Origin of the sequence: Aeromicrobium sp. Root344, assembly GCF_001425755.1 — a bacterium.
In the GTDB taxonomy this organism is placed as follows: domain Bacteria; phylum Actinomycetota; class Actinomycetes; order Propionibacteriales; family Nocardioidaceae; genus Aeromicrobium.
Map to the genome: position 1 here is coordinate 945418 of NZ_LMDH01000001.1, position 21256 is coordinate 966673.

At 67.0% G+C, this 21256-nt stretch carries 17 protein-coding genes; 8 read left to right on the top strand and 9 right to left on the bottom strand.

Going from position 1 to position 21256, the window contains the following annotated elements; all coding sequences use genetic code 11:
- The first annotated feature begins 1 nt into the window (after nucleotide 1).
- Both ASC61_RS04665 and ASC61_RS04670 read left to right on the top strand, forming a co-directional pair.
- A complete protein-coding gene (locus ASC61_RS04665) occupies nucleotides 2-1468 on the top strand; it encodes a flavin-containing monooxygenase (protein WP_056209969.1) in 1467 nt (488 codons plus the stop codon).
- Nucleotides 1468-2796: a cytochrome P450 gene (locus ASC61_RS04670; protein WP_056209971.1), complete on the top strand. Its 1329-nt coding sequence runs from the start codon at nucleotides 1468-1470 to the stop codon at nucleotides 2794-2796. The genes ASC61_RS04665 and ASC61_RS04670 overlap by 1 nt, the downstream gene beginning before the upstream one ends.
- A gap of 75 nt (nucleotides 2797-2871) precedes the next feature.
- On the opposite strand, the gene ASC61_RS04675 is transcribed toward ASC61_RS04670, so the two are convergent.
- Together ASC61_RS04675 and ASC61_RS04680 are read right to left on the bottom strand one after the other, a co-directional pair.
- A complete protein-coding gene (locus tag ASC61_RS04675; RefSeq protein ID WP_056209973.1) occupies nucleotides 2872-5391 on the bottom strand; it encodes a DEAD/DEAH box helicase in 2520 nt (839 codons plus the stop codon).
- A gap of 52 nt (nucleotides 5392-5443) precedes the next feature.
- Complete coding sequence (locus tag ASC61_RS04680) at nucleotides 5444-5980, bottom strand: phosphatase PAP2 family protein (protein ID WP_056209975.1); 537 nt, start codon at nucleotides 5978-5980, stop codon at nucleotides 5444-5446.
- Between the two features lie 55 nt (nucleotides 5981-6035).
- On the opposite strand from ASC61_RS04680, the gene ASC61_RS04685 reads away from it, so the two are divergent.
- The gene (locus ASC61_RS04685; RefSeq protein ID WP_056209978.1) at nucleotides 6036-6995 is read left to right on the top strand and encodes an NADPH:quinone oxidoreductase family protein; all 960 of its coding nucleotides are present in this window, start codon (nucleotides 6036-6038) and stop codon (nucleotides 6993-6995) included.
- Nucleotides 6996-7056: 61 nt separating this feature from the next.
- On the opposite strand, the gene ASC61_RS04690 is transcribed toward ASC61_RS04685, so the two are convergent.
- The 6 genes from ASC61_RS04690 to ASC61_RS04720 all read right to left on the bottom strand — a co-directional run bounded on the left by ASC61_RS04690 (nucleotide 7057) and on the right by ASC61_RS04720 (nucleotide 13690).
- Nucleotides 7057-8244 carry a serine hydrolase domain-containing protein gene (locus ASC61_RS04690; protein ID WP_162243642.1) on the bottom strand — a complete coding sequence of 396 codons (1188 nt, stop codon included), beginning with the start codon at nucleotides 8242-8244 and terminating at the stop codon, nucleotides 7057-7059.
- Between the two features lie 73 nt (nucleotides 8245-8317).
- Nucleotides 8318-9532 carry an alpha-L-fucosidase gene (locus ASC61_RS04700; protein WP_056209985.1) on the bottom strand — a complete coding sequence of 405 codons (1215 nt, stop codon included), beginning with the start codon at nucleotides 9530-9532 and terminating at the stop codon, nucleotides 8318-8320.
- A gap of 39 nt (nucleotides 9533-9571) precedes the next feature.
- Complete coding sequence (locus ASC61_RS04705; protein ID WP_082530456.1) at nucleotides 9572-10462, bottom strand: carbohydrate ABC transporter permease; 891 nt, start codon at nucleotides 10460-10462, stop codon at nucleotides 9572-9574.
- Nucleotides 10459-11379, bottom strand: a complete 921-nt coding sequence (locus ASC61_RS04710) for a carbohydrate ABC transporter permease (protein WP_200935390.1) — start codon at nucleotides 11377-11379, stop codon at nucleotides 10459-10461. Before ASC61_RS04710 ends, ASC61_RS04705 begins: the two co-directional genes overlap by 4 nt.
- Before the next feature lie 108 nt (nucleotides 11380-11487).
- Nucleotides 11488-12786 (bottom strand): ABC transporter substrate-binding protein, encoded by a 1299-nt coding sequence (locus ASC61_RS04715; RefSeq protein WP_056209990.1) that lies wholly within the window; start codon nucleotides 12784-12786, stop codon nucleotides 11488-11490.
- 211 nt (nucleotides 12787-12997) lie between these two features.
- On the bottom strand, nucleotides 12998-13690 hold the full coding sequence (locus ASC61_RS04720) for a FadR/GntR family transcriptional regulator (RefSeq protein ID WP_056209992.1): 693 nt from the start codon (nucleotides 13688-13690) through the stop codon (nucleotides 12998-13000).
- 244 nt (nucleotides 13691-13934) lie between these two features.
- Here ASC61_RS04720 and ASC61_RS04725 point away from each other — a divergent pair, with 244 nt between their 5' ends.
- The 5 genes from ASC61_RS04725 to ASC61_RS04745 are packed head-to-tail and all read left to right on the top strand — an operon-like array spanning nucleotide 13935 to nucleotide 18851.
- Nucleotides 13935-15251, top strand: coding sequence for an enolase C-terminal domain-like protein (locus ASC61_RS04725; protein WP_235503486.1), 1317 nt, complete (start codon nucleotides 13935-13937; stop codon nucleotides 15249-15251).
- A gap of 22 nt (nucleotides 15252-15273) precedes the next feature.
- Nucleotides 15274-15750: an RbsD/FucU domain-containing protein gene (locus tag ASC61_RS04730; RefSeq protein WP_082530458.1), complete on the top strand. Its 477-nt coding sequence runs from the start codon at nucleotides 15274-15276 to the stop codon at nucleotides 15748-15750.
- Complete coding sequence (locus ASC61_RS04735) at nucleotides 15747-16592, top strand: fumarylacetoacetate hydrolase family protein (protein WP_056209994.1); 846 nt, start codon at nucleotides 15747-15749, stop codon at nucleotides 16590-16592. The genes ASC61_RS04730 and ASC61_RS04735 overlap by 4 nt, the downstream gene beginning before the upstream one ends.
- Entirely contained in the window at nucleotides 16589-17623 is a 1035-nt protein-coding gene (locus ASC61_RS04740) for an aldo/keto reductase (RefSeq protein ID WP_056209996.1), read from the top strand. The genes ASC61_RS04735 and ASC61_RS04740 overlap by 4 nt, the downstream gene beginning before the upstream one ends.
- Complete coding sequence (locus ASC61_RS04745; RefSeq protein ID WP_157439377.1) at nucleotides 17610-18851, top strand: GDSL-type esterase/lipase family protein; 1242 nt, start codon at nucleotides 17610-17612, stop codon at nucleotides 18849-18851. Before ASC61_RS04740 ends, ASC61_RS04745 begins: the two co-directional genes overlap by 14 nt.
- A gap of 130 nt (nucleotides 18852-18981) precedes the next feature.
- On the opposite strand, the gene ASC61_RS20030 is transcribed toward ASC61_RS04745, so the two are convergent.
- Nucleotides 18982-20520, bottom strand: a 1539-nt coding sequence (locus tag ASC61_RS20030) for a BNR repeat-containing protein (RefSeq protein WP_235503487.1), incomplete at its 5' end; no start/stop codon positions are given.
- Nucleotides 20521-21256 lie beyond the last annotated feature (736 nt).

The window sequence follows — 21256 nt, forward strand, 5'->3', positions numbered from 1 at the left end:
AATGATCAAAAAGGACGTCGTCATCATCGGAACGGGCTTCTCCGGCATGGGAGCGGCGATGAAGCTGCGGGAGTCCGGCCGTGAGGACTTCGTGGTCCTCGAGAAGGCGCACGACGTCGGCGGCACGTGGCGCGACAACACCTACCCCGGCTGCGAGTGCGACATCCCGAGCCACATGTACTCCTTCTCCTACGAGCTCAACCCCGAGTGGAGCAAGAGCTTCTCGGGCCAGGAGGAGATCTGGGCCTACCTGCGCAAGGTCGCCGACGAGCAGGGCATCCGCCCCTACATCGACTTCGGCGTCGAGGTCACCGGGGCCGAGTGGGACGAGGACCGCAGCGTCTGGACCGTCCGTACGCGTTCGGGCGACGACTACGAGGCGCGCGTCGTGGTCGCCGGCGTCGGCGGACTGCACATCCCCAACGTCCCCGAGATCGCCGGCGCAGACACGTTCGAGGGGCCGCGCTTCCACTCCGCGGAGTGGGACCACTCGGTCGACCTCAAGGGCAAGAAGGTCGTCGTCATCGGCACCGGGGCCAGCGCGATCCAGTTCATCCCGATCATCGCCCAGGAGACCGGCCACCTCACGGTCTTCCAGCGCACACCCGCCTGGGTGCTGCCCAAGAAGGACCGGCCGACGCCGGAGTGGCGCAAGAAGCTCTTCGCGACCGTGCCCGGTGCCACCAGGGCGTACCGCAACGCGCTCTACTGGTCGCTCGAGGCGCGGGCGATCGCCTTCAACGGCCACCTCAACGTGCTGCCGTTCGCTGAGAAGATCGTGACGCGCTACATCGACAAGACGATCCCGGACCCCGAGCTGCGAGCCAAGCTGACGCCGGACTACCGGCTCGGCTGCAAGCGCGTGCTGCAGTCCAACACGTACTACAAGACGTACCTGCGTGACGATGTCGAGCTCAGCACCGACGGCGTGAAGGAGATCGTCGCGGACGGCGTGATCGACGGCAACGGCGTCAAGCACGAGGCCGACATCATCATCTACGGCACGGGGTTCCACGTCATCGACGCGTTCGACTACCTCGACGTCAAGGGCAAGAACGGCGTCGACCTCGCGACGCAGTTCCGCGAGCAGGGCGTCGAGACCTACATGGGGATGACGATCCACGGGTTCCCCAACCTCTACTTCATGCTCGGCCCCAACACCGCCCTCGGCCACAACTCCGTGGTGTTCATGATCGAGCAGCAGACCAAGTTCATCGTCCGCATGCTCGACGAGATGGATCGGCGCGGGGCCGTGTCCGCCGAGCCGACCAGGGCTGCGCAGGACGACTTCAACGAGGAGATCCAGCGGCTCGTCGAGAAGGGCATCTGGACGCAGGGCGGCTGCACGTCGTGGTACCTCGACAGCCAGGGCAAGAACCGTACGATCTGGCCCAAGTTCACGTTCCAGTACTGGTGGGAGACGCGGAAGGTCAACGCGCCCGACTTCGTCTGGGAGAAGGCCGCCTGATGGCTCGCCGGCCGGTGCAGCGCGAGGGCTACGACATCCCGGACGGCCCGACGCTGTCGCCGGGGCGGATGACGTGGAAGTTCCTGCGTGACCGCGCCGGGACCATCCCGGCGTACCACCAGGAGTTCGGCGACACGTTCACGCTCCGGATCCTGCCCGGGCCTCGTACGCTCGTCGTGTTCAGCGACCCGGCGGACATCAAGGAGATCTTCGCCGCCGACCCGTCGCAGTTCCACGCCGGCAAGGGCAACGAGATCCTCAAGCCCGTCATGGGCAAGCACTCGGTGCTCCTGACCGACGACGTGGAGCACCAGCGGGCCCGCAAGCTGTTGATGCCGGCGTTCACGGGTCCGTCGATGCGGGCCTACCAGCCACTCGTCGAGGCCATCGCCAAGGTCGAGGTCGACTCGTGGCGCGACGGTGACACCCTGGTCGCGCTCGACCGGATGAACGCGATCACCCTCGACGTGATCCTCCAGGTCGTCTTCGGCGTCACCGACGAGTCACGCCTCGCGGTGCTGCGGCCCAAGGTCAACCGCATGGTCAACATCGACGCCAAGATGCTGCTCGCCTGGTCCTACCCCCGACTGTTCGCGCTGCCGCCGTGGCGTGGCTACTTCAAGAACCAGCAGGAGGTCGACGAGCTCCTCTACGCCGAGATCGCCGAGCGGCGCGAGGCGCACGACCTCGACGGCCGCGACGACGTGCTGTCGCGGTTGCTGCGGGTCGGTGCCACCGAGGGCGAGACGCCGTTGACGGATGCCGAGATGCGCGACCAGCTCGTCACGCTGCTGCTCGCCGGGCACGAGACGACGGCCTCGGCGCTGTCGTGGACGCTGCACGAGCTCGGCCGCAACCCCGAGGTCCACGCCCGCGCCCTCGACGCCGCCGACACGGGCGACGACGCCTACCTCGAGGCCTGCCTCAAGGAGTCGATGCGGCTGCACCCGATCATCGACTTCGTCGCCCGTACGTTGCAGAGCGACCAGGTCGTCGCGGGTCGCCGGCTGCCGCGCGGCACCACGGTCACGCCGTCGATCATGCTGTCGCACAGCCGCGAGGCCAGCTTCGCCGACTCGCACCTGTTCAAGCCCGAGCGGTTCACGGTCGACAAGGTCGCGCCCAACACCTGGATCCCGTTCGGTGGTGGCGTGCGGCGCTGCATCGGCGCGGCGTTCTCGCTGATGGAGGGCACCGTCGTGCTGCGCGAGGTGCTGCAGCGCTATGCGGTGACCGCCGAGGCGCCGTCGCCCAACAAGCTGCGCAACATCACGAACGTCCCCGGTGACAAGGCCCCCCTGAAGCTGACCGAGCGGAGCGAGCTCTAAGCCCGGCTCCAGTTTTTGAAGCGTTAGACAGGTTCCCGACGCCGAGAACCTGCGCAACGCTTCAAAAACTGGCGGTTAGCGCGGGCCGACGTCGAGGATCGTGACGACGGCTTCGCCTGCCTCGTCCGACGCCGGCAGGTCGACCTGGGCCGTGATGCCCCAGTCGCGATCGCCCTCGGGGTCGTCGAACGTCTGGCGCACGTTCCAGGTCGTCGAGCCCTCCTCGACCATGAACAGGTCGGGCCCGCGCGCGGCCGGTCCCGTGCCGAGTGACTCGTACTCCTCGCGATAGGCCGCCATCGCCTCCATCCACGCCGCGGCGTCCCAGCCGTCCTCGCCGTCGAGGTCGCCCAGCGCGCTCCAACGGCCTAGTGCCGCGAGCTCGACGCGGCGGAACAGCGCATTGCGTACGAGCACCCGGAACGCCCGCGCGTTGCCCGTGACCGGCCGCGGCGGCGCGCTGCCCTCGGCCTTCGCGCGCACCTCCACAGGATCGGTGTCGGGATTGATGAGCTGCTCCCACTCGTCGAGCAGGCTCGAGTCGGTCTGCCGCACGAGCTCGCCGAGCCACTCCGTGAGGTCGATCAGCTCCTCGTTGCGCAGCTGCTCGGGCACCGTGCGCAGCAGCGTCTTGTAGACGTCGGAGAGATAGCGCAGGACGAGGCCTTCGGACCGGGCGAGCTGATAGTCGCCGATCAGCTCGGAGAACGTCATCGCCCGCTCCCACATCTCGCGGACGACCGACTTGGGCCGCAGCTCATGGTCGGCGACCCACGGATGACCCGTGCGATAGGACTCGTACGCCGCGGTCAGCAGCTCCTCGAGCGGCTTGGGGTGCGTGATCTCCTCGAGCAGCTCCATCCGCTCGTCGTACTCGATGCCGTCCATCTTCATCTCGTTGATGGCTTCGCCGCGGGCCCGATGACGCTGTGCGTTGATGATCGGCCGCGGGTCGTCCAGCGTGGACTCCACCACCGAGACCATGTCGAGCGCGTACGCCGGGTCGTCGCGGTCGAGCAGCTCGAACGCCGCGACGGCGAACGGCGACAGCGGCTGGTTGAGGGCGAAGTTTGCCTGCAGGTCGACCGTCAGCCGGAGCGTACGACCGTCGGCATCCGGCGGGTCGACATGCTCGACCACGCCGCCGGCGAGCAGCGCGTCGATGATCTCGTCGACCTCGGCCAGCAGCTTGTCCTGGGACTCCTCGGTCTCGTCGCTCTCCCGCAGCAGCCGCTCGAGCGAGGCGCGCGCGTCGCCGGGCCGGGAGATGACGTCGAGCACTATGGCGTGGCTGACGCGCATGCGCGACACGAGAGGCTCGGGCGTGCCGGTCGAGAGCTTGGTGAACGTTCCCTCGCCCCACGACACGAAGCCCTCGGGCGCCTTCTTGCGCTGGATCTTGCGCTGCTTCTTGACGTCGTCCCCGGCCTTGCGCACGAGCCGGGCGTTCTCGATGTCGTGCTCCGGAGCTTCCACGATGACGTGCCCGACCGTGTCGAACCCGGCTCGGCCCGCACGCCCGGCGATCTGCTGGAACTCACGCACCTGGAGCTGCCGCTGGCGGACCCCGTCGTACTTGGAGAGGCCGCTGAACAGCACGGTGCGGATCGGCACGTTGATGCCGACGCCGAGGGTGTCGGTGCCGCACACGACCTTGAGCAGCCCGGCCTGGGTCAGCGTCTCGACGAGCCTGCGGTAGCGCGGCAGCATGCCGGCGTGGTGCACGCCGACGCCCATGCGGATGAGCCGCGACAACGTCTTGCCGAATGCCGAGGAGAAGCGGAAGTCGCCGAGGTGCTCGGCGATGACGTCGCGCTCCTCGCGCGTGGCGACCTTGATGCTGGTCAGCGCCTGCGCCCGTTCGAGCGCCGAGACCTGGGTGAAGTGCACGACGTAGACCGGCGTCTGGTGGGTCTCGATGAGCTGCTCGAGCGTCTCCTGGATCGGCGTCGAGACGTACTCGGAGATCAGTGGGACGGGGCGCTCGGACGTCGTGACGAGCGTGGTCTGGCGGCCCGTACGTCTGGAGAGGTCGGTCTCGAACCGGGTCGTGTCGCCCAGCGTCGCCGACATCAGCAGGAACTGCGCCTTGGGCAGCTCGATCAGCGGCACCTGCCACGCCCAGCCGCGGTCCGGATCGGCGTAGAAGTGGAACTCGTCCATCACGACCAGCCCGATGTCGGCGCCGGCACCCTCGCGCAGCGCCATGTTGGCGAGGATCTCGGCGGTCGCGGCGATGATGGGGGCGTCGGCGTTGACCGCAGCGTCGCCGGTCACCATCCCGACGTTGTCGGCCCCGAAGATCTCACAGAGGTCGAAGAACTTCTCGCTGACGAGCGCCTTGATGGGCGCGGTATAGACGCTGCACTCGCCGCGCGCCAGCGCTGCCGCCATCGCCCCCGTCGCCACGAGGCTCTTGCCGGAGCCGGTCGGCGTCGCGAGGATCACGTTGGAGCCGGCGACGCACTCGAGGATCGCCTCGTCCTGCGCCGGGTAGAGCGTCAGGCCGCGGTGCTCGACCCATCGCGTGATGGCGTCGTAGACGACGTCCTCATCGTCCGTCACGCCCTTGGGCAGCAGGTCGATGAGTCTCACCCGTGCATTGTCTCCCGCGTACGCCCGAGCCAGGCGGGCGGCACTGACGGGGTCAGGTCAGGCCCGCCCGCTTGAGCAGCAGCATCATGCCTCCGGTGATGGCTGCGCCCAGGGCCCAGCCGACCAGCACGTCGGACAGCCAGTGACCGCCGAGGTAGATCATCGCCGCGCCGGAGAGCAGGCAGCCGGCAGCGCCGAGCACGCCGACCGCGAGCCGCAGCCGTGGCGAGGTCCACCACGGCGCCAGCACGAGGGCGGCGACGATGGACGAGGTCAGGATCGCGTGGGACGACGGCATCGCCGGGCCCGAGAGATGCGTGATCGCGAGGTCGTACGGCGGCCTCGGCCGGTCGATCCACTCCTTGAGCGGACCCGTCGCCGTCGCGGTCACGGCCATCGCGACCAGGATGCGAGCCAGCCCTGTGCGCAGCCGGAACGCAAGGACCAGGATCACCGCGACGATCCCGGCGACGACGAAGAAGGCCGTGGACTCCCCGACGTCCTCGAGGAACCGGAAGACGTCGGTCACCGTCCCGTTGCGGTGCTCGGCGCACCAGCGCGCGACCTCGATGTCGACCGACTGATGCATGCGCCAAGCGTACGAGTACTAAGCGCTCGCTTAGTCGGTGCGCTAAGGTCACGGCATGAAAGCCGTACAGATCACGACCCTCGACGGCCCTGAAGCGATCGAGCTGGTCGACCTGCCGAGCCCCCGACCCGGCGACGACCAGGTCCTGATCCGCGTGCACGCGGCCGGGGTCGCGTTCCCCGAGGTGCTCCAGAGCCGCGGGCTCTACCAGCTGAAGCCAGAGCTGCCGTTCACGCCCGGCGCCGAGATCGCCGGCGAGGTCATCAGCGCTCCCGACGGGTCGGGCTTCTCCCCCGGCGACCGGGTCGCGGCGCTCTGCCTGCTCGGCGGCTTCGCCGAGGAGGCCGTCGCCAACCTCGACCTGACGTTCCCGATCCCCGACACCATCTCGTACGAACAGGGTGCCGCGATCGTCTTCAACTACGGCACCGCCTATTTCGCGCTTGTCGAGCGTGGCCGTCTCCAGCCCGGCGAGTCGGTGCTGGTGCACGGCGCGGCCGGCGGCGTCGGCACCGCGGCGATCCAGGTCGCCAAGGCCTTCGGCGCGGAGCGGGTCATCGCCGTCACCTCGACTCCCGAGAAGGGTGCGATCGCGCTGGCCGCGGGCGCCGATGCGTTCGTCCTGCCGGACGGCTTCAAGGACGCGGTCAAGGAGCAGGGCGGCGTCGACATCGTGGTCGACCCCGTCGGCGGCGACCGGTTCACCGACTCGCTGCGCTGCCTCAACGAGGACGGCCGGCTGCTCGTCATCGGGTTCACCGCGGGCGAGATCCCGACCGTCAAGGTCAACCGCCTGCTGCTCAACAACGTCTCGGTCGTCGGCGTCGGGTGGGGTGCGTACGCCCTCTCGCGCCCGGGCCACATCGCCACGGAGTGGGCCGCGCTCGCGCCACACCTCGAGAGCGGCGCGCTGCGCCCCGTCGTCGGGCCCACGTTCCCGCTCGCCGAGGCCACGCAGGCGTTGCTGACCCTCGACGAGCGCCGCGCCACCGGCAAGGTCCTGCTGATCCCGTAGTCCGTCATGGGGCGAACCGGGCGATCGGGTTGGGCGGGCTCGGCCCTTGCCAGACCTTGGCCTACGCACCAGCCAGGTCGGCGAGCGGCTCAGCCCAACCCATGCGCGGATCGGGTCGCGAGTCGTCGGACCACATCCCGGTGCACGTGTGGGCGACGGCCATGTTCGAGTCGGGATGAGCAAACCCGATGTTTCCACCCGCTCCGGGATGCCCGAAGGTTCCACCGGAGGCGAATCGCCCGCTCTCGAACTGCGAGCCCAGCCAGAATCCGAGCCCGAACTCGGCCAGCTTCTGGTTGGGCACGGCCGCGAGCTGCGACACGGGGCCCAAGCCCGCCGTGCGCGGCTGGGTCACGAAGTCACGCGTCTGTGTTGAGAACAGCTGGACGGAGTCGACCTCACCGATGGTGGCGGCGTAGATCCTTGCCACCGAGCGTGCGCTCGCGATTCCACCGGCCCCACCGAATTCCATCTGGTGCCCCTCGGCAGAGTTGAGGAACTCGACCATGTCGGGAATCGACTGCACCTCTTCGAGGAGCTCCTGGACGACTGGGTCGGAAAGATCCACCCCATGTCGTGACCACAATCCAGCGGGACTGGTGGAGGACACCGGGCTCATGCGACTGCGGTGCGTGACGTCGATCTCGCGAGCCACCGGGAGTCCGCCGATCCAGGCGTCGACGTCCAGCGGTCTGGCGATGCGCTCGGCGAAGAGCTCGCTCACGCTCTTGCCGGTGACACGGCGAATCACCTCGCCGTTGAGATAGCCGAACGTGAACGGGTGGTACCAGGACGCGGTCCCTGGTGCCCACAGTGGTTCGGCGGCGGCCAGCGTCTCGACGCAACGCGCCCAGTTCGGCAGGTCACCACTCTCGATTCCTGCCGCGGAGGGAAAGAAAGGCAGGCCAGCTGAGTGGCTGAGGAGGTGCGCAACGGTCGTCTGGTCCTTGCCGCCGACGCCGAACTCCGGCCACACCTGTGACACCGGCTGATCCGGGTCAAGCTGACCCTGTTCGATGAGCAACGCCGCGATGATCGCGACCATGCCTTTGGTCGTGGACCACAACACGAAGAGGGAGTCGCCGCCGACAGGGACGTGAGTTTCGGGGTCCGCGCCGGCCCACAGATCGACCACCACGTTCCCCCCTTGATAGACGCACAGCTGGGCGCCACCGGGGTCGTCTGCTTGTCCGCGCTCGAAAGCATCCGCGATTCGCTCAAAGCCTGGAGCCACGTGGCCGTGAACCATGGCATGGGCTCCTCTCTGCTCGCGGACGTCCTGCTGTGGTGGGGATTTCGATGTCTGTCGCGCCTGTCGTGAGTCAGGCATCGTCTCGAGGTAGCTCGACGATCCGGACCTCCTCAGTGTCACGTGCTTCCACGTCGATGTCCGGGTCGTTGGTGATGACGACGAGCTGCTGCTTGTGCCACCAACCGCGCCACCACAAGTCTTCTTCGGCACCGCGCACGGCCACCTGGCCCGGCGTCAGGACCCGTCGATCTGCGGTGAGTGGCTTGAGCGCCTGCATCCACGTCGCGATTCCTTCGAGGGTGCGCCGTTGCACCTCTGGGATGCGGCCATCGGCGTCGGGACCCACGTTCAGCAACAGGCGGCCACCGCGCGAGACCACGTCTGCGTACACCGTGGCCAGCTCGCGCGGCGACAGCGTGAGCGAGGCGTCTTCAACGCGGTTGTAGCCGAAGGAGTAGCCCAACCCCCGGCAGTGCTCCCAACCGGAGCCCAGCTCGTTGCTGGTGTCGAAGGCGTACTCGCTGGTGCGGTAGTCGGCCAGGTCCATGCGGCCCCAGCGGTCGTTGACGATGCCGTCGGGCACGACGGAACGGTAGAACGACCGGAGGTCGTCCAGCGTGCCGTCGTGCTGCCCGGCGTCGGGCCAGTTGATGTCGTTCCACACGACACACGGCTCGTAACGCTCGATGAGATCACGCACCTGGCTGGTCGCGTACTCGGAGTAGGCCGCGTCGGCCGGCCGGAAATCTTCGACATGAGCCATGCTCGTGATCGGCGGATGGTCGGTGACGTGCCAGTCGAGTCCGCCGGAGTAGTACACGCCGAAGCGCAGGCCCTCGCCACGGACGGCCTCAGCCAGCGGGCCGATCAGGTCGCGTCGCGGGCCACGCTCGACCGTGCTCAGGCCTCTGGCGCCAGGTGCGTCCCACAGCGCGATCCCGTCGTGGTGCTTGGTCACTGGGACGACGTAGTCCGCCCCGACCGAGGCGAAGAGGCGCGCCCAGTCGACGGGGTCGAACGACTCGGCACGCCAGATGTCGAGCAGCTCGACATAAGGGATGCCGCCGAACTCGGCGAGGTGGTGCTGGGCCGCTGGCGACCCCTCGATGCGAATGGTGTTGGCGTACCACTCGGCGTAGGCGTTGTGCGCGAACCAGTCCTCTGGCGGCACGGCACCCCACGCGCCGGACGGCTCAGCCCAGGCAGGCACCGAGTAGGCGCCCCAGTGGATGAAGATGCCGAGGGTGGCATCGTGCGCCCAGGCGGGCAGCTGGTGATCTTGCACGAGGATCGAGCTCCTGGATTCAGGTTTGGCGGGAGGGAGTCAGCGGAACACGCCGCCGAGGGCGATGCCCTTCGCAATGGATCGGTTGAACACGAGATAGAGCAGGACCAAGGGAATGGTCGCCAGGGTGAGGCCGGCGAAGATGGCTCCGGTGTTGGCACTGAACTGACCCTGGAAGTCGAGGAGGCCGACCGGGATGGGCCTGCTTTCGGGCGCCTGCAAGAGCACGATCGCCAGCTGGGTCTCGCCCCAGACGAAGATGCCGTTGATCAAGCCGACCGCCACGAGCGGACCGCGCGAGAGCGGGAGCACAATTCTGAGGTAGGTGCGCATGAGCCCCAAGCCGTCGATCGCGGCCGCCTCCCGGAGCTCCGCGGGAAACCCCAGGTAGAAGCCGTGCAGGATCAGCACGGACGTCGGCAGGCACAGGCACGCGTAGACCACGCCCACGGCCCACGGCGTGCTCAGCAACGACAGTGCGCTGAATGCTGAGTAGTAGGGGATCAGCAACATGATCAACGGCAAGGTGGCGGCGGCCAGGAATCCGGCAATGACGAGCGCCCGCACGCGCGGCGAGGCAAGGGTCGCGAAGTACGCGGTGAAGGATCCCAGGAAGACACACCCAGCGACGCCGATCGCCGTCACCACGACGGAGTTGAACACGTACTGCACGAAGCCCTGGCCGCCCGGAGGTCCGGACCACGCCTCTGAGAAGTTCTCCGGGCGCCAGTCGACGTGGAGGACGCCGAGCGGGTTGCTGAAGATGTCGGTGTTGGACTTGAAGCTGAGAAGAATGATGAGGAGGAACGGCAGCACTGCCAGAGACGTCCACATCACGGCGATGAGCTGGCTGAGCAGCTGTCCGAGCCTTGGGCGCCGCGACGGCGCGCTGCGGCGGGTGGGGGTGTCAGTCAGGTCTTGAGTACTCATGCGTCTGGAGCCTTCCTTGAGCCGAAGACGTAGACGGCGAAGCCGAGGATGAGCAGGAAGACCCCGCCCACGACGCTCACGGCGGCAGCGACACCGAAGTTGGATGATTCGAAAGCGTCCTTGTAGACGAGAACCGGCAGGATGGTCGTGGAGTCTCCCGGACCGCCTCGCGTCATGCCCCACACGAGCGTGAATCCGTTGAAGGCCCAGATGACGTTGAGCAGGACGACCGTCGAGAGCACCGGGCGAATCATGGGCAGGGTGATCTGGAAGAAGGACCTCACTCCCCCGGCTCCGTCGATCATCGCCGCTTCGTAGACCGAGACCGGCACCTCCTCCATGGCACCGAGGATGATCAGGAAGGCAAACCCGACTCCCTGCCATATGCCGACCGCGATGATGACGATCAAGGCAGTCGACGGGTCGGCCAGCCAGGCATGGTCGTCTCCGAGTCCCACTCCGCCCAGCACGACGTTGACGACACCAGCGAACGGCTGCACGGACAGCGCCCAGAAGACTGCCACCGCGGTGGGCGGTGCCACGCCGGGTAGGAACCAAAGCACGCGGTAGATCCGCGAACCGGCCAACCCGCGAGACACGAAGGCGGCAAGGACCGTGCCGAGCGCCGCGATGCCCAGGGCAACTCCGACGCCCATGACGATCGACCTGACCAGGGCGGACCGGATGGTGGCGTCACTGAAGACCTCGGCGAAGTTGTCGACACCCGTCCACTCACGGGGTCCGATGCCCGACCAGCTCGACAGTGACGTGCGCACGAGGTCGAGAACGGGGAGGCCGAAGAAGATCGCGAGGACCGCCAGGCCGGGCAGCAGCATGGCCACCGTCTGCGGGGACGTCTTGAGCCGTCGTCGCCGCCCACCCGGTGCAGCCACGCGCAGCAGAGTCGCATCACTCATGCCGGTCGTGGCCTGTTCGCTGCGGGTACTCATAGTGTCGTCCGTTCGTTGTTCAATGGTGACCTTGGCGCCGCCGAGCCCGAGCCCGGCGGCGCCCCGGAGGGTCGATCAGCTGTTGTCCTTCTTGAAGGACTCGAACTGCTTCTGCTGTGCTTCCCCAAGCTTCTTGAGGGACGTCTGCCCGGCCAGCAGCTTCTGCATCTGGGGGTCGATGAACGTCTGCGACAACGCCCCGGGAGAAACGCTGGTCCAGCCGACGCCGGCTCCGTTGTCGTTGACGAACGAGACAACGTCCTGGGTCACCTTCGGGAGCTTGTCGATCTTCGTCGGGTCGACCGACTTCACCGCTGGCATCGACCCCACGTTGACGGCTGCGTAGCGCTGGACGTCGTCCGAGACGTAGATCTCGAGGAACTTCTTCGCCATCGCCTTGTTGTCAGAAGCCTTGGGAATGGCGAGGGTGTCGCCGGCGTAGACCGTCGGCAAGGTCGGGCCCGCCTTGCCGGGCAGGAGCAGCCAGTCGTAGTCGAACTTCACGCCGGTCTTGGCATCATCGAAGATCGCGGGCATCCAGATGCCGCCGAGCATCATCGCGGCCTTTCCGGAGGTGAAGGCCGCCTGCGCCTGGTCGATCTTCTGTCCGAGATAGCCGGGGACGAAGACGCCCTTCTTGGCGAAGGTCTGCACCTGAGCGACCGAGTCGACGAACTCCGGATCGGTGTACGGGACCTTCTGCTCCTTGCCACTCTTCCACGCGTTCGTGAAGTCGTCGAAGGCAGCCTTGTCGTCGTTCGCCGCCAGCTGGGCGTCCAGCATCCATCCGAGCTGGAAGCCGGAGCTGCCGCCCACTGCGAGGCCCTTGTAGCCGGCGTCGTCGAGCTTGCCTGCGATGTCGTAGAGCTGCTCAGGCGACGTCAGCTGGTGGTTGGCCGGCGCGGTCACGCCGGCCTTCTTGAAGGCTTCCTTGTTGTAGAAGACGACGTTGTAGTAGACGGTGTCGAACAGCACGACGTACGGCGTCCCGTCACTCTTGATCGACTCTGCGGTCGCCTTGTCCATCCGGTTGTCCAGATCGGCCGACTTCCACACGTCGTTGAGAGGGACGAGCTCCTTGTTCTTCATGAGCTCCAGGTACGGGGATGCGTTGGTGGGCACGATCCCGATGTCCGGAGCGTCTCCCGAGACCAGGACCTGGGCGTTGGTGGTGTTCTTCTGCTCCCCGGTGATGGTCTGCAGCTTGACCTTCACGCCCGGGTTCTTCTTCTCGAAGATGTCCGCGGCGTACTGGAAGGACTTGAGCTGCTCCGCCTGCACCTGGACGGTCAGGGTGGAAGATCCGCCTCCGGAGTCTCCCGAGCTGCAGGCCGCGGCAAGGAGGGACAGGCTCAGCACCGCGGCCAGTGCCACGGACCTGCGCCTGGGCTTCGCAGCCGACCGCGAGAAACCTGCGGCGGCGTGAGTGGCAGAGGCGGCAGAGCCGGCCCTGCCAAAGATGGGTGTGCGCTTCATGGTGGCCTCTCGTCGAGCTCATCGCAATTGGATTGATCCCTTAAAGATCAGATGTCTGAGTCACTATCGCTGTGACACCGACCACATGTCAAGCACTAAATGAATCGATTTACACGACATCCTGTTCCACGGCCGCACGTATCCAGTGCTCCACACCCGATACGTGCGCCAGCGCCAACGCCTCCGCCAGTCGTGCGTCTCCTGCTTCGATGGCCGCCAGGATCGCGGCATGCTCGGCGATGGTGACGTCGGCGGCGTCAGAGTCAACGACTCCTCGCCAGACCCGTGCGCGCACAGTGGCGCTGGAGATCCCGTTGAGCAGCGCCGCGAGGGTGAGGTTGCCACTTGCTCGCGCGACCGCCGCGTGGAAGTCGGCGTCGTGCTCGACCAGGTCGTCGTATTCGTTCCACCGTCGCATGAGGCGAAGGTGGGCAGCGATCTCGGCCCGCTCCTCGGCCGTGGCCCGCGTTGCTGCCAGGGCTGTGACCTGCGGTTCTATGACCCGTCGCGCCTCAACCAGCTCGAGGATCGACTCCTCCCCCATGAACTCCACGGCTCGCCCCAAGCCGGTCAGCAAGGTCTCAGCCGACAGGTTGGTGACGAAGGTTCCGTCCCCTCGCCTCACGTCGAGCACGCCGACCGTGACCAACGCCCTTACCGCCTCGCGAGTGCTGCTGCGAGAAACGCCGAGCTGTTCACTCAGCTGCGCTTCCGGCGGCAGCCGGTCGCCGGGGCCGAGACGGCCGTCCCTGATGAGGCCTCGGATCTTGTCGATGGCCAGCTCTATCAGAGGTGCGCCCATGGGGCTTCCCTTCGTCAGCGCGCGTCCTGGTCGGCCGCGCTCTCATACCCAGACATCATATCTCTGACTAGACATCTGATGTCTTGGCTTCTACGGTGGCTCTTGCGTGCCGTCGCCAACCAGGCGTCGATCTCGCGCCGACACAGCAGGTGGGGCGACCGACGCTCATGCTCAGGAGGAACTCGTGTTGTCAGAACACACACACGGCCAGGCCAGCCGTACCGCGCGGATCACTGGCTTGGAGGTGACCGATGTCAGGTTCCCCACGTCCAAGACGCTCGACGGCTCGGACGCGATGAACCCCGAACCTGACTACTCGGCTGCCTACGTGACGATCTGCACCGACGACCCTGACCACCCTGCGGGACATGCCCTGGCGTTCACCACGGGCCGCGGGAACGACATCCAGGTGCGGGCCATCGAGGCGCTGTCCGACCTGGTCGTCGGTCGGCACGTGGAGGACGTGTGTGCCGACCTCGGTGGACTGTCGCGTGCGCTGGTGCATGATCCGCAGTTCCGCTGGCTCGGGCCGGAGAAGGGGGTCATCCACATGGCTGCCGGCGCCGTGGTCAACGCGGCGTGGGACCTCGCAGCGAGACGAGCGAACCTCCCGTTGTGGCAGTACATGTCCCAGCTGTCGCCTGAGCAGCTCGTCGACTGTGTCGACTTCCGCTACCTCAGTGACGCCCTCACGCCACAGCAGGCGCTCGAGCTGCTGAAGCGCGCTCATGATGGCCGGGCCGAGCGAGAGGCGCACCTGCTCGCCACGGGCTACCCGGCGTACACGACGACGCCAGGGTGGCTCGGATACTCCGACGAGAAGCTCGCCCGGCTCGCGGCTGAGGCCGTGAAGGACGGGTTCCGGCAGATCAAGCTCAAGGTCGGCGCAGACGTCGAGGACGACGTTCGCCGCATGCGTATTGCTCGCGAGGTCGTGGGGCCAGAGATTCGGGTGGCTGTCGACGCCAACCAGCGATGGGACGTCGCGGAGGCGATCGAATGGATGTCGCGCCTGGCCCCGTACGACCCATGGTGGATCGAGGAGCCTACGTTTCCCGACGACGTGCTTGCGCATGCCGCGATCCGGCGAGCCGTCGCCCCCATCAAGGTCGCCACCGGCGAGCACGGCGCCAACCGGGTCATGTTCAAGCAGATGCTGCAAGCCGGCGCCATCGATGTGCTCCAGCTGGACGCAGCCCGGGTGGCCGGCGTCAATGAGAACATCGCGATCTTGTTGCTCGCGGCTCAGTACGAGACACCGGTGTGTCCGCATGCCGGCGGCGTGGGACTGTGCGAGATGGTCCAGCACCTGTCGATGTTCGACTACGTGGCAGTGAGCGGGACAACCCAGGATCGGGTCATCGAGTACGTCGACCACCTCCACGAGCACTTCACCGCGCCGGTGCGCATCCGCAACGGCCACTACGTCACCCCGACCGTTCCCGGGGGTGGGGGTCAGATGCTGGTCGACAGCGTCAACACCCACCGGTTCCCCGACGGTCCCGTGTGGAGCGGATATGACCCGCTGTCGTCTGCGGCACCACAGACCTCCACCGACTGAACCTGACACCTGGGAGCGAGCCATGATCACTGGGACCCTCATTCACCCTCAGCTGCTGGCCGCCGTCGCGCGCGCAGGCCACGGCGCCCATGTGCTTGTGCTCGACGGGCACTATCCGGCAAGCACTGCCGTGCAGGAGCGGGCTGAGCTGGTGCACCTCAACCTCGCGCCCGGCCTGTTGGACACGAGCACGGTGCTGCGGGTGCTGCTCACGGCCATGACGGTCGAGTCGGCAGCCGTCATGGTCCCGCCAGCAGGCGAGGATCAACCGCAGGCCGTCACCCAGCACCTGGCTGACCTTCCGGGGATCGAGGTCGACCGGCTGGACAGGTGGGCGTTCTACGAGATCGCGCGCTCCCGCGACGTTGCCCTAGCCGTCGTCACCGGCGACGTTCGGACATACGCCAACCTCCTCCTCACCGTTGGCGTCCGTCAGGTCGCTTCCCACGACGACCAATCACTCACCCAAGGCTCTCGCACCCAGGGAGAAGCCCCATGAGGATCGTCCGTTTCGGAGAGCCCGGTCGCGAGCAACCCGGCGTCCTGACATCCGACGGACGCCTGTTGGACGCCACGCCCCTCGTAGCTGACTGGACCGGCGAGCATCTGGACCCGAGCTCACTCACGTCGGTCTCAGAGTCGCTGGACAAGCTGCCCTTGGTCGACGCCGAGGCTGTCCGTCTGGGGCCACCGATCGGACGCCCAGGAAAGATCGTGTGCATCGGTCTCAACTACGCCGATCACGCAGCCGAGTCGGGGGCAACCATCCCCGATGAGCCGGTCGTGTTCATGAAGGACCCCTCCACGGTGGTGGGACCTCACGACTCGGTCCTTGTCCCACGAGGATCCCAGAAGACTGACTTCGAGGTCGAGCTGGCCGTCATCGTCGGGCGTCCGATCCGCTATGCCGCGTCAGCCGACGAGGCGCTCGCCTGCGTTGCCGGCTACGCCACCAGCAACGACCTGTCCGAGCGAGAGTTCCAGCTCGAGCGCGGTGGCCAGTGGGACAAGGGCAAGAGCTGCGAGACCTTCAATCCACTGGGCCCCTGGATGGTCACGGCCGACGAAGTGCCTGATCCCCAGGCTCTCGCGCTCGAGCTGTGGGTCAACGGTCGCAACATGCAGTCCTCAACAACCGCCGAGATGGTGTTCGCAGTCGGAGAGATCCTGCGCTACCTCTCGCAGTTCATGGTGCTGCGGCCAGGCGACCTCGTGAACACCGGCACGCCGGCCGGCGTGGCCTTGGGCCAGCCCGACCTTCCGTACCTGCGCGAGGGAGACATCCTCGAGTGCTCGATCTCCGGCCTCGGCACCCAGCGCGCGATGGTGGGTCAGGCATGAACGGCACAGCAGGCTCGCTTCAACTGCCGTGGCGCCGGCTCGGCCGAAGCTCTGCGCGGGTCAGCGAACTGGGGTTCGGGGGCGCCGGGATCGGCAATCTCTATGCCGCGTTGGACGAGACCGAGGCACGAGAAGCGATTCGGGAGGCGTGGAACCTGGGGATCCGGTGGTTCGACACCGCACCGCACTACGGGCTCGGGCTGTCGGAGCGGCGACTTGGCGCCGAGCTGTCTGGATGTCCTCGCAGTGAGCTGGTGGTGAGCTCGAAGGTTGGGCGGCTCCTGGTGCCGCACAGTGCCCCAGGCCGCGACACCGAAGGCTTCGATGTTCCCGCCGATCACGTGCGGGTGCGGGACTACAGCCGGGACGGCGTACTCCGTTCGATCGACGACACCTTGAGTCGCTCGGGGCTCGATCGGCTCGACCTCGTCATGGTCCATGACCCGGACGATCACTGGCCGGAAGCATCGACGCAGGCCGTGCCGACCCTTGCGCGACTCCGGGACGAGGGGGTTGTGGGCGCCATCGGCGTCGGCACCAACCAGTCGGCACTCGCCGCGCGCTTCCTACGAGAGACCGACGTGGACTTCGCCATGATCGCCGGACGCTACACCCTGCTCGAGCAAGGCGCCTTGGACGACGCACTCCCGGCGGCGACCGAGACCGGACGAAGCATCATCGTAGTTGGCGTCTTCAACTCCGGCCTTCTGGCGTCACAAGAGGTGCCGGACGATGCGCGCTACAACTACGCCACCGCTCCGCCTCACCTACTGAGCCGCGCCCGTGAGATCGCGGCCATCTGCAAGGAGCACGGCACCACGCTGCCCGCGGCCGCGATCGCCTTTCCCCTGCGTCACCCAGCCGTTGCCGCCATCGCCGTGGGGATGCGTTCGGCCCGGGAGGTGCGCCGCAACGTCGAGCTGTACTCCGCCGGGGTGCCGCACGAGCTGTGGGATGCACTGATCGACGCACGGCTTGTGAGGCCACAGCACGATCCACCAGGCAAGGAGCGGTCCCGTGCAGGCACCTGACCCCGCACGTCAGCACGCAGTCATGGATCCAGCACATCGCTCGGACGCCATGCCCTTTCGACTCTCCGGCGACGACCTCGCGACTTCCATCAAGGGCGCGGTGCACATCGAGGTCATCGGAAGCGGCGCGATCCCCCGACGACTGAATCCGGACATGGCGCGCCGCGCCCACTCCCAGGATCTCGAGCTCACCAGCGCCCAAGCTGCCGGCGTCACCATGGAGCTGCTCACCTCAGCGAGCGTCCTGGAGATCGAAGCTCACCTGACACGGCTGACGTACAACGCCGACACCCCGCCCGCGTCAGAGTGGGTGGTGGAGACCCCGGACCTGTATGTCGCTGTCGGAGCCGACCCCGCGGACGGCGACCTGGCTGTCGCGCAGCCTGACGGAACGTTCGAGACCCGCCCGGGAGGGCCGTCCACCGTCTCGGTCAGGATCGGCACATCGTCCAGCGCTCGGTTGGTTCGGGTGTGGCTGCCGCACAATGCGGAAGTCCACGTCACGGCCGTTCGCGCTGATGCGCTGTTGACGCCCGCGGAGGCAGGAACGGCGAGGCCTCGTTGGGTCCACCACGGATCCTCCATCAGCCACTGCACCGACATCGCCAGCCCCCGCGACATCTGGCCCTCGGAAGTTGCCAGTGATCTGGGACTGGACGCCATCAACCTCGGCTACGCCGGCAATGCGCTTCTCGACCCGTTCACCGCCGCATGCATCAGGGACCTGCCTGCAGACGTGATCACGCTCAAGCTCGGGATCAATGTCGTCAACCGGGACGCCTTCACCGCCCGCACCTTCGCTCCCGCGCTGCATGGATTCCTTGACGTCATACGGATCGGCCATCCAGCGACGCCCATCGCTCTCATCACCCCCATGTGGTGCGGCCTGCATGAACACACTCCCGGTCCGACTGCCCAGGATGCCGAGTCAGGTCGATTTCGAGCGGCCGCAAGCACTGCTCCAGACCGTCTCACCCTGACGAAGGTGCGTCAGTTGGTCCGCGACGTCGCCGACCTTCGTGGCGACTCCGCGCTTCACCTGGTCGACGGCCTCTCCCTCCTCGGTCCCGACGACGCCCACCTCCTGTATGACGACTTGCATCCCGATGAAGAGGGTTGCGCCCTGGTCGGGCGCAGATTTGCAGGCTACGCGCGGGACTGCGACACCGCGCTCGGTCGGGCGTTCGCACCGGCTCTCGCGAGCGACCGGCCATTGGAAACCAACTGACCCGGCGAGCCGGGTCCGGGTCGACCACAGCGTCGACCCGGATCTCTTGCACTCGCTCGTCGTCAGCCCTGCTGGTGGAAGACTGCCAACCCCCCGATCAGCAGGCGTCCACCGGATCGGGCAGGACCGGTCACGGACCGACCAACACCACGGAGATCTCCCCGCCGTCGGTCGGCCAGGACGTACGCGGTTTGTCCCCGTTGCCCGGAAGGGACTCCCACCTGAGGTAGTACGTGCCCGACGTCTGAGGGCCGGCAACGTCCGGAGTCAAGTTCACCTCAAGGCCCGGGTACGTCCCCCGCACATCAGCGATATGGCCCGGCAGTGAAGGTGTCGGCACCTGAGCCACCCGGTGCAGATCATCATTGATGACGATGCTCTGGCTGTTGTTGGAGCACAGGAAGTCGACCCGGACGTCGCCGTTGTCCAGCACCTGCGCGCCCTTCATCTGGACCTCGAAGTTCAGGCTTCCGCCGCCCCCGAACTGCCACCGCCCGTCCCAGTCGCTGATCTGCTGCACGTCCCACTGACCCGTCCCGTCGGCCCGAGCCGCGTAGATCTGGGACGCGCCGTCGTCGTCGTACTTGTGATAGGTGATCAGGGGCTTGCCCTCGGCGTCGAAGCCGATCTTGGCGTTGCCGTTCAGCAAGCCGCCACCGTTCGGGACGGGGTCGACGATGTCGCCCTCGCCGTACTTGAAGGGAGTGTCGAGCGGGTTGCCGGCACTGTCGAACCAGTCCACGAGGTTCGCGCTGCGTGCGTAGGACAGCATGCTGTTCGTTGCCGCGTCCCCGGTGTCGCGCCAGACCCACAGCAGGTGGAACAGGCCGTCAGGGCCGCGAGTGGGTCCCTCGAAGTACGCGTTCCACGTCCCTCCCGGGTTGCTGGCCGTCCCGCCACCGTCGAAGAGCGGCGCGTCGAGGAGCCGCTTCCAGGTCTTCGTGTTCTCGTCGTAGACATTGAAGTAGCTGACACCGTCGCCGGAGCCGCCGTTCCTGTAGCTGAACACGAGGCTGCCGTCGTTGCGGTTCACGAACTCTGGGTAGGTGACGGAATTCTCAGTGCCGGCGCTGACCATGTTGGTCACTCGCTTGAGTGACGTGACATCACCTGCGACGTCTGTCCGGAAGTAGACGAGCGGGACGTTGTGCATGTTTCCCGACACGTGAAGCTGTCCATCACGGTCAAGTCCGAGCGAGACGTAGTTGTGGCTGTCCCATCCAAGGCGAGTGGGGAGCACCATCTTGGTCCAGACCGCCGCGGGGTCGCTCAGGCTTCGGTGACCGACGACCATGTCACGATTGACGTTGTAGTACGCGATGTACTGGTCATTGCCGTCAGTCAGCACGCGCTGAGTCACGTGCATCCCAGCCCAGCCGCTCCCGATCCCAGACTCTTCCCGGACGACGTCGTCATTGCTGGGGAAGTCATAGCTGTCGCCTTCCTTGACGCAGTCCAGCGGACCCGGTGGCGACACCGACGGGGTGGAGCTGGACACCGAGAAGGACTGCGCTCGGAGGTTTCCGGTGTTGCTGTAGAGACCGGCGTACCCGCCAACACCATTCGGGTCGACGACGGAAAGCTCGGCTGAGGCGTCGACGAGGACCGCCCCGGTGTCGCGGCGACTCACCCCGATGTCGAACACCTTCGCATCACGGCTGAGTGAGACNAGCCAAGGACGTGCTGTTGGTGACCGTCAGCAGCTGCCACTGGCCGAGCGGGCGCGTCCCGCCAGCCGTCGTCACCCGCAAGACGTAGGACCCGAGCGACGACGAGGTTCCGTGCACGTTGGCGGCAACACCTCCCCACTCCGCACCCCCGGGAGCCGCGCTGACCAGCGCGACGTCCGCCGCAACCGTGAACCGGGAACCGAGCTGAACCGGGCGATAGGTGGCGACGTCGTTTCCGGGCGAGCCGCTGGAACGCGCACTCCCGCCACCAATGGACCAGGTGCCCCGGTCTGCGACCCAATCAGCCCCCAGCGGCCCGTCGGCGCGCTCGAAGTCATCGGCGCCGGCGATGGAGTTGGACACTGAGAAGGACTGCGCTCGGAGGTTCCCGCTGTTGCTGTAGAGACCGGCGTACCCGCCAACACGATTCGGGTCGACGACGGAAAGCTCGGCTGAGGTGTCGACGAGGAGCGCCCCGGTGTCGCGGCGACTCACCCCGATGTCGAACACCTTCGCATCACGGCTGAGTGAGACNGGCCAAGGACGTGCTGTTGGTGACCGTCAGCAGCTGCCACTGGCCGAGCGCGCGGGTCCCACCAGCCGTCGTGACCCGCAAGACGTAGGAGCGGAGCGACGAGGAGGTGCCGAACACATTGGCGGCAACTCCTGCCCATTCGCGACCGGAGGGAGTCGGGCTGACCAGCGTGACGTCCGCCGCGACCGTGAATCGGGAAC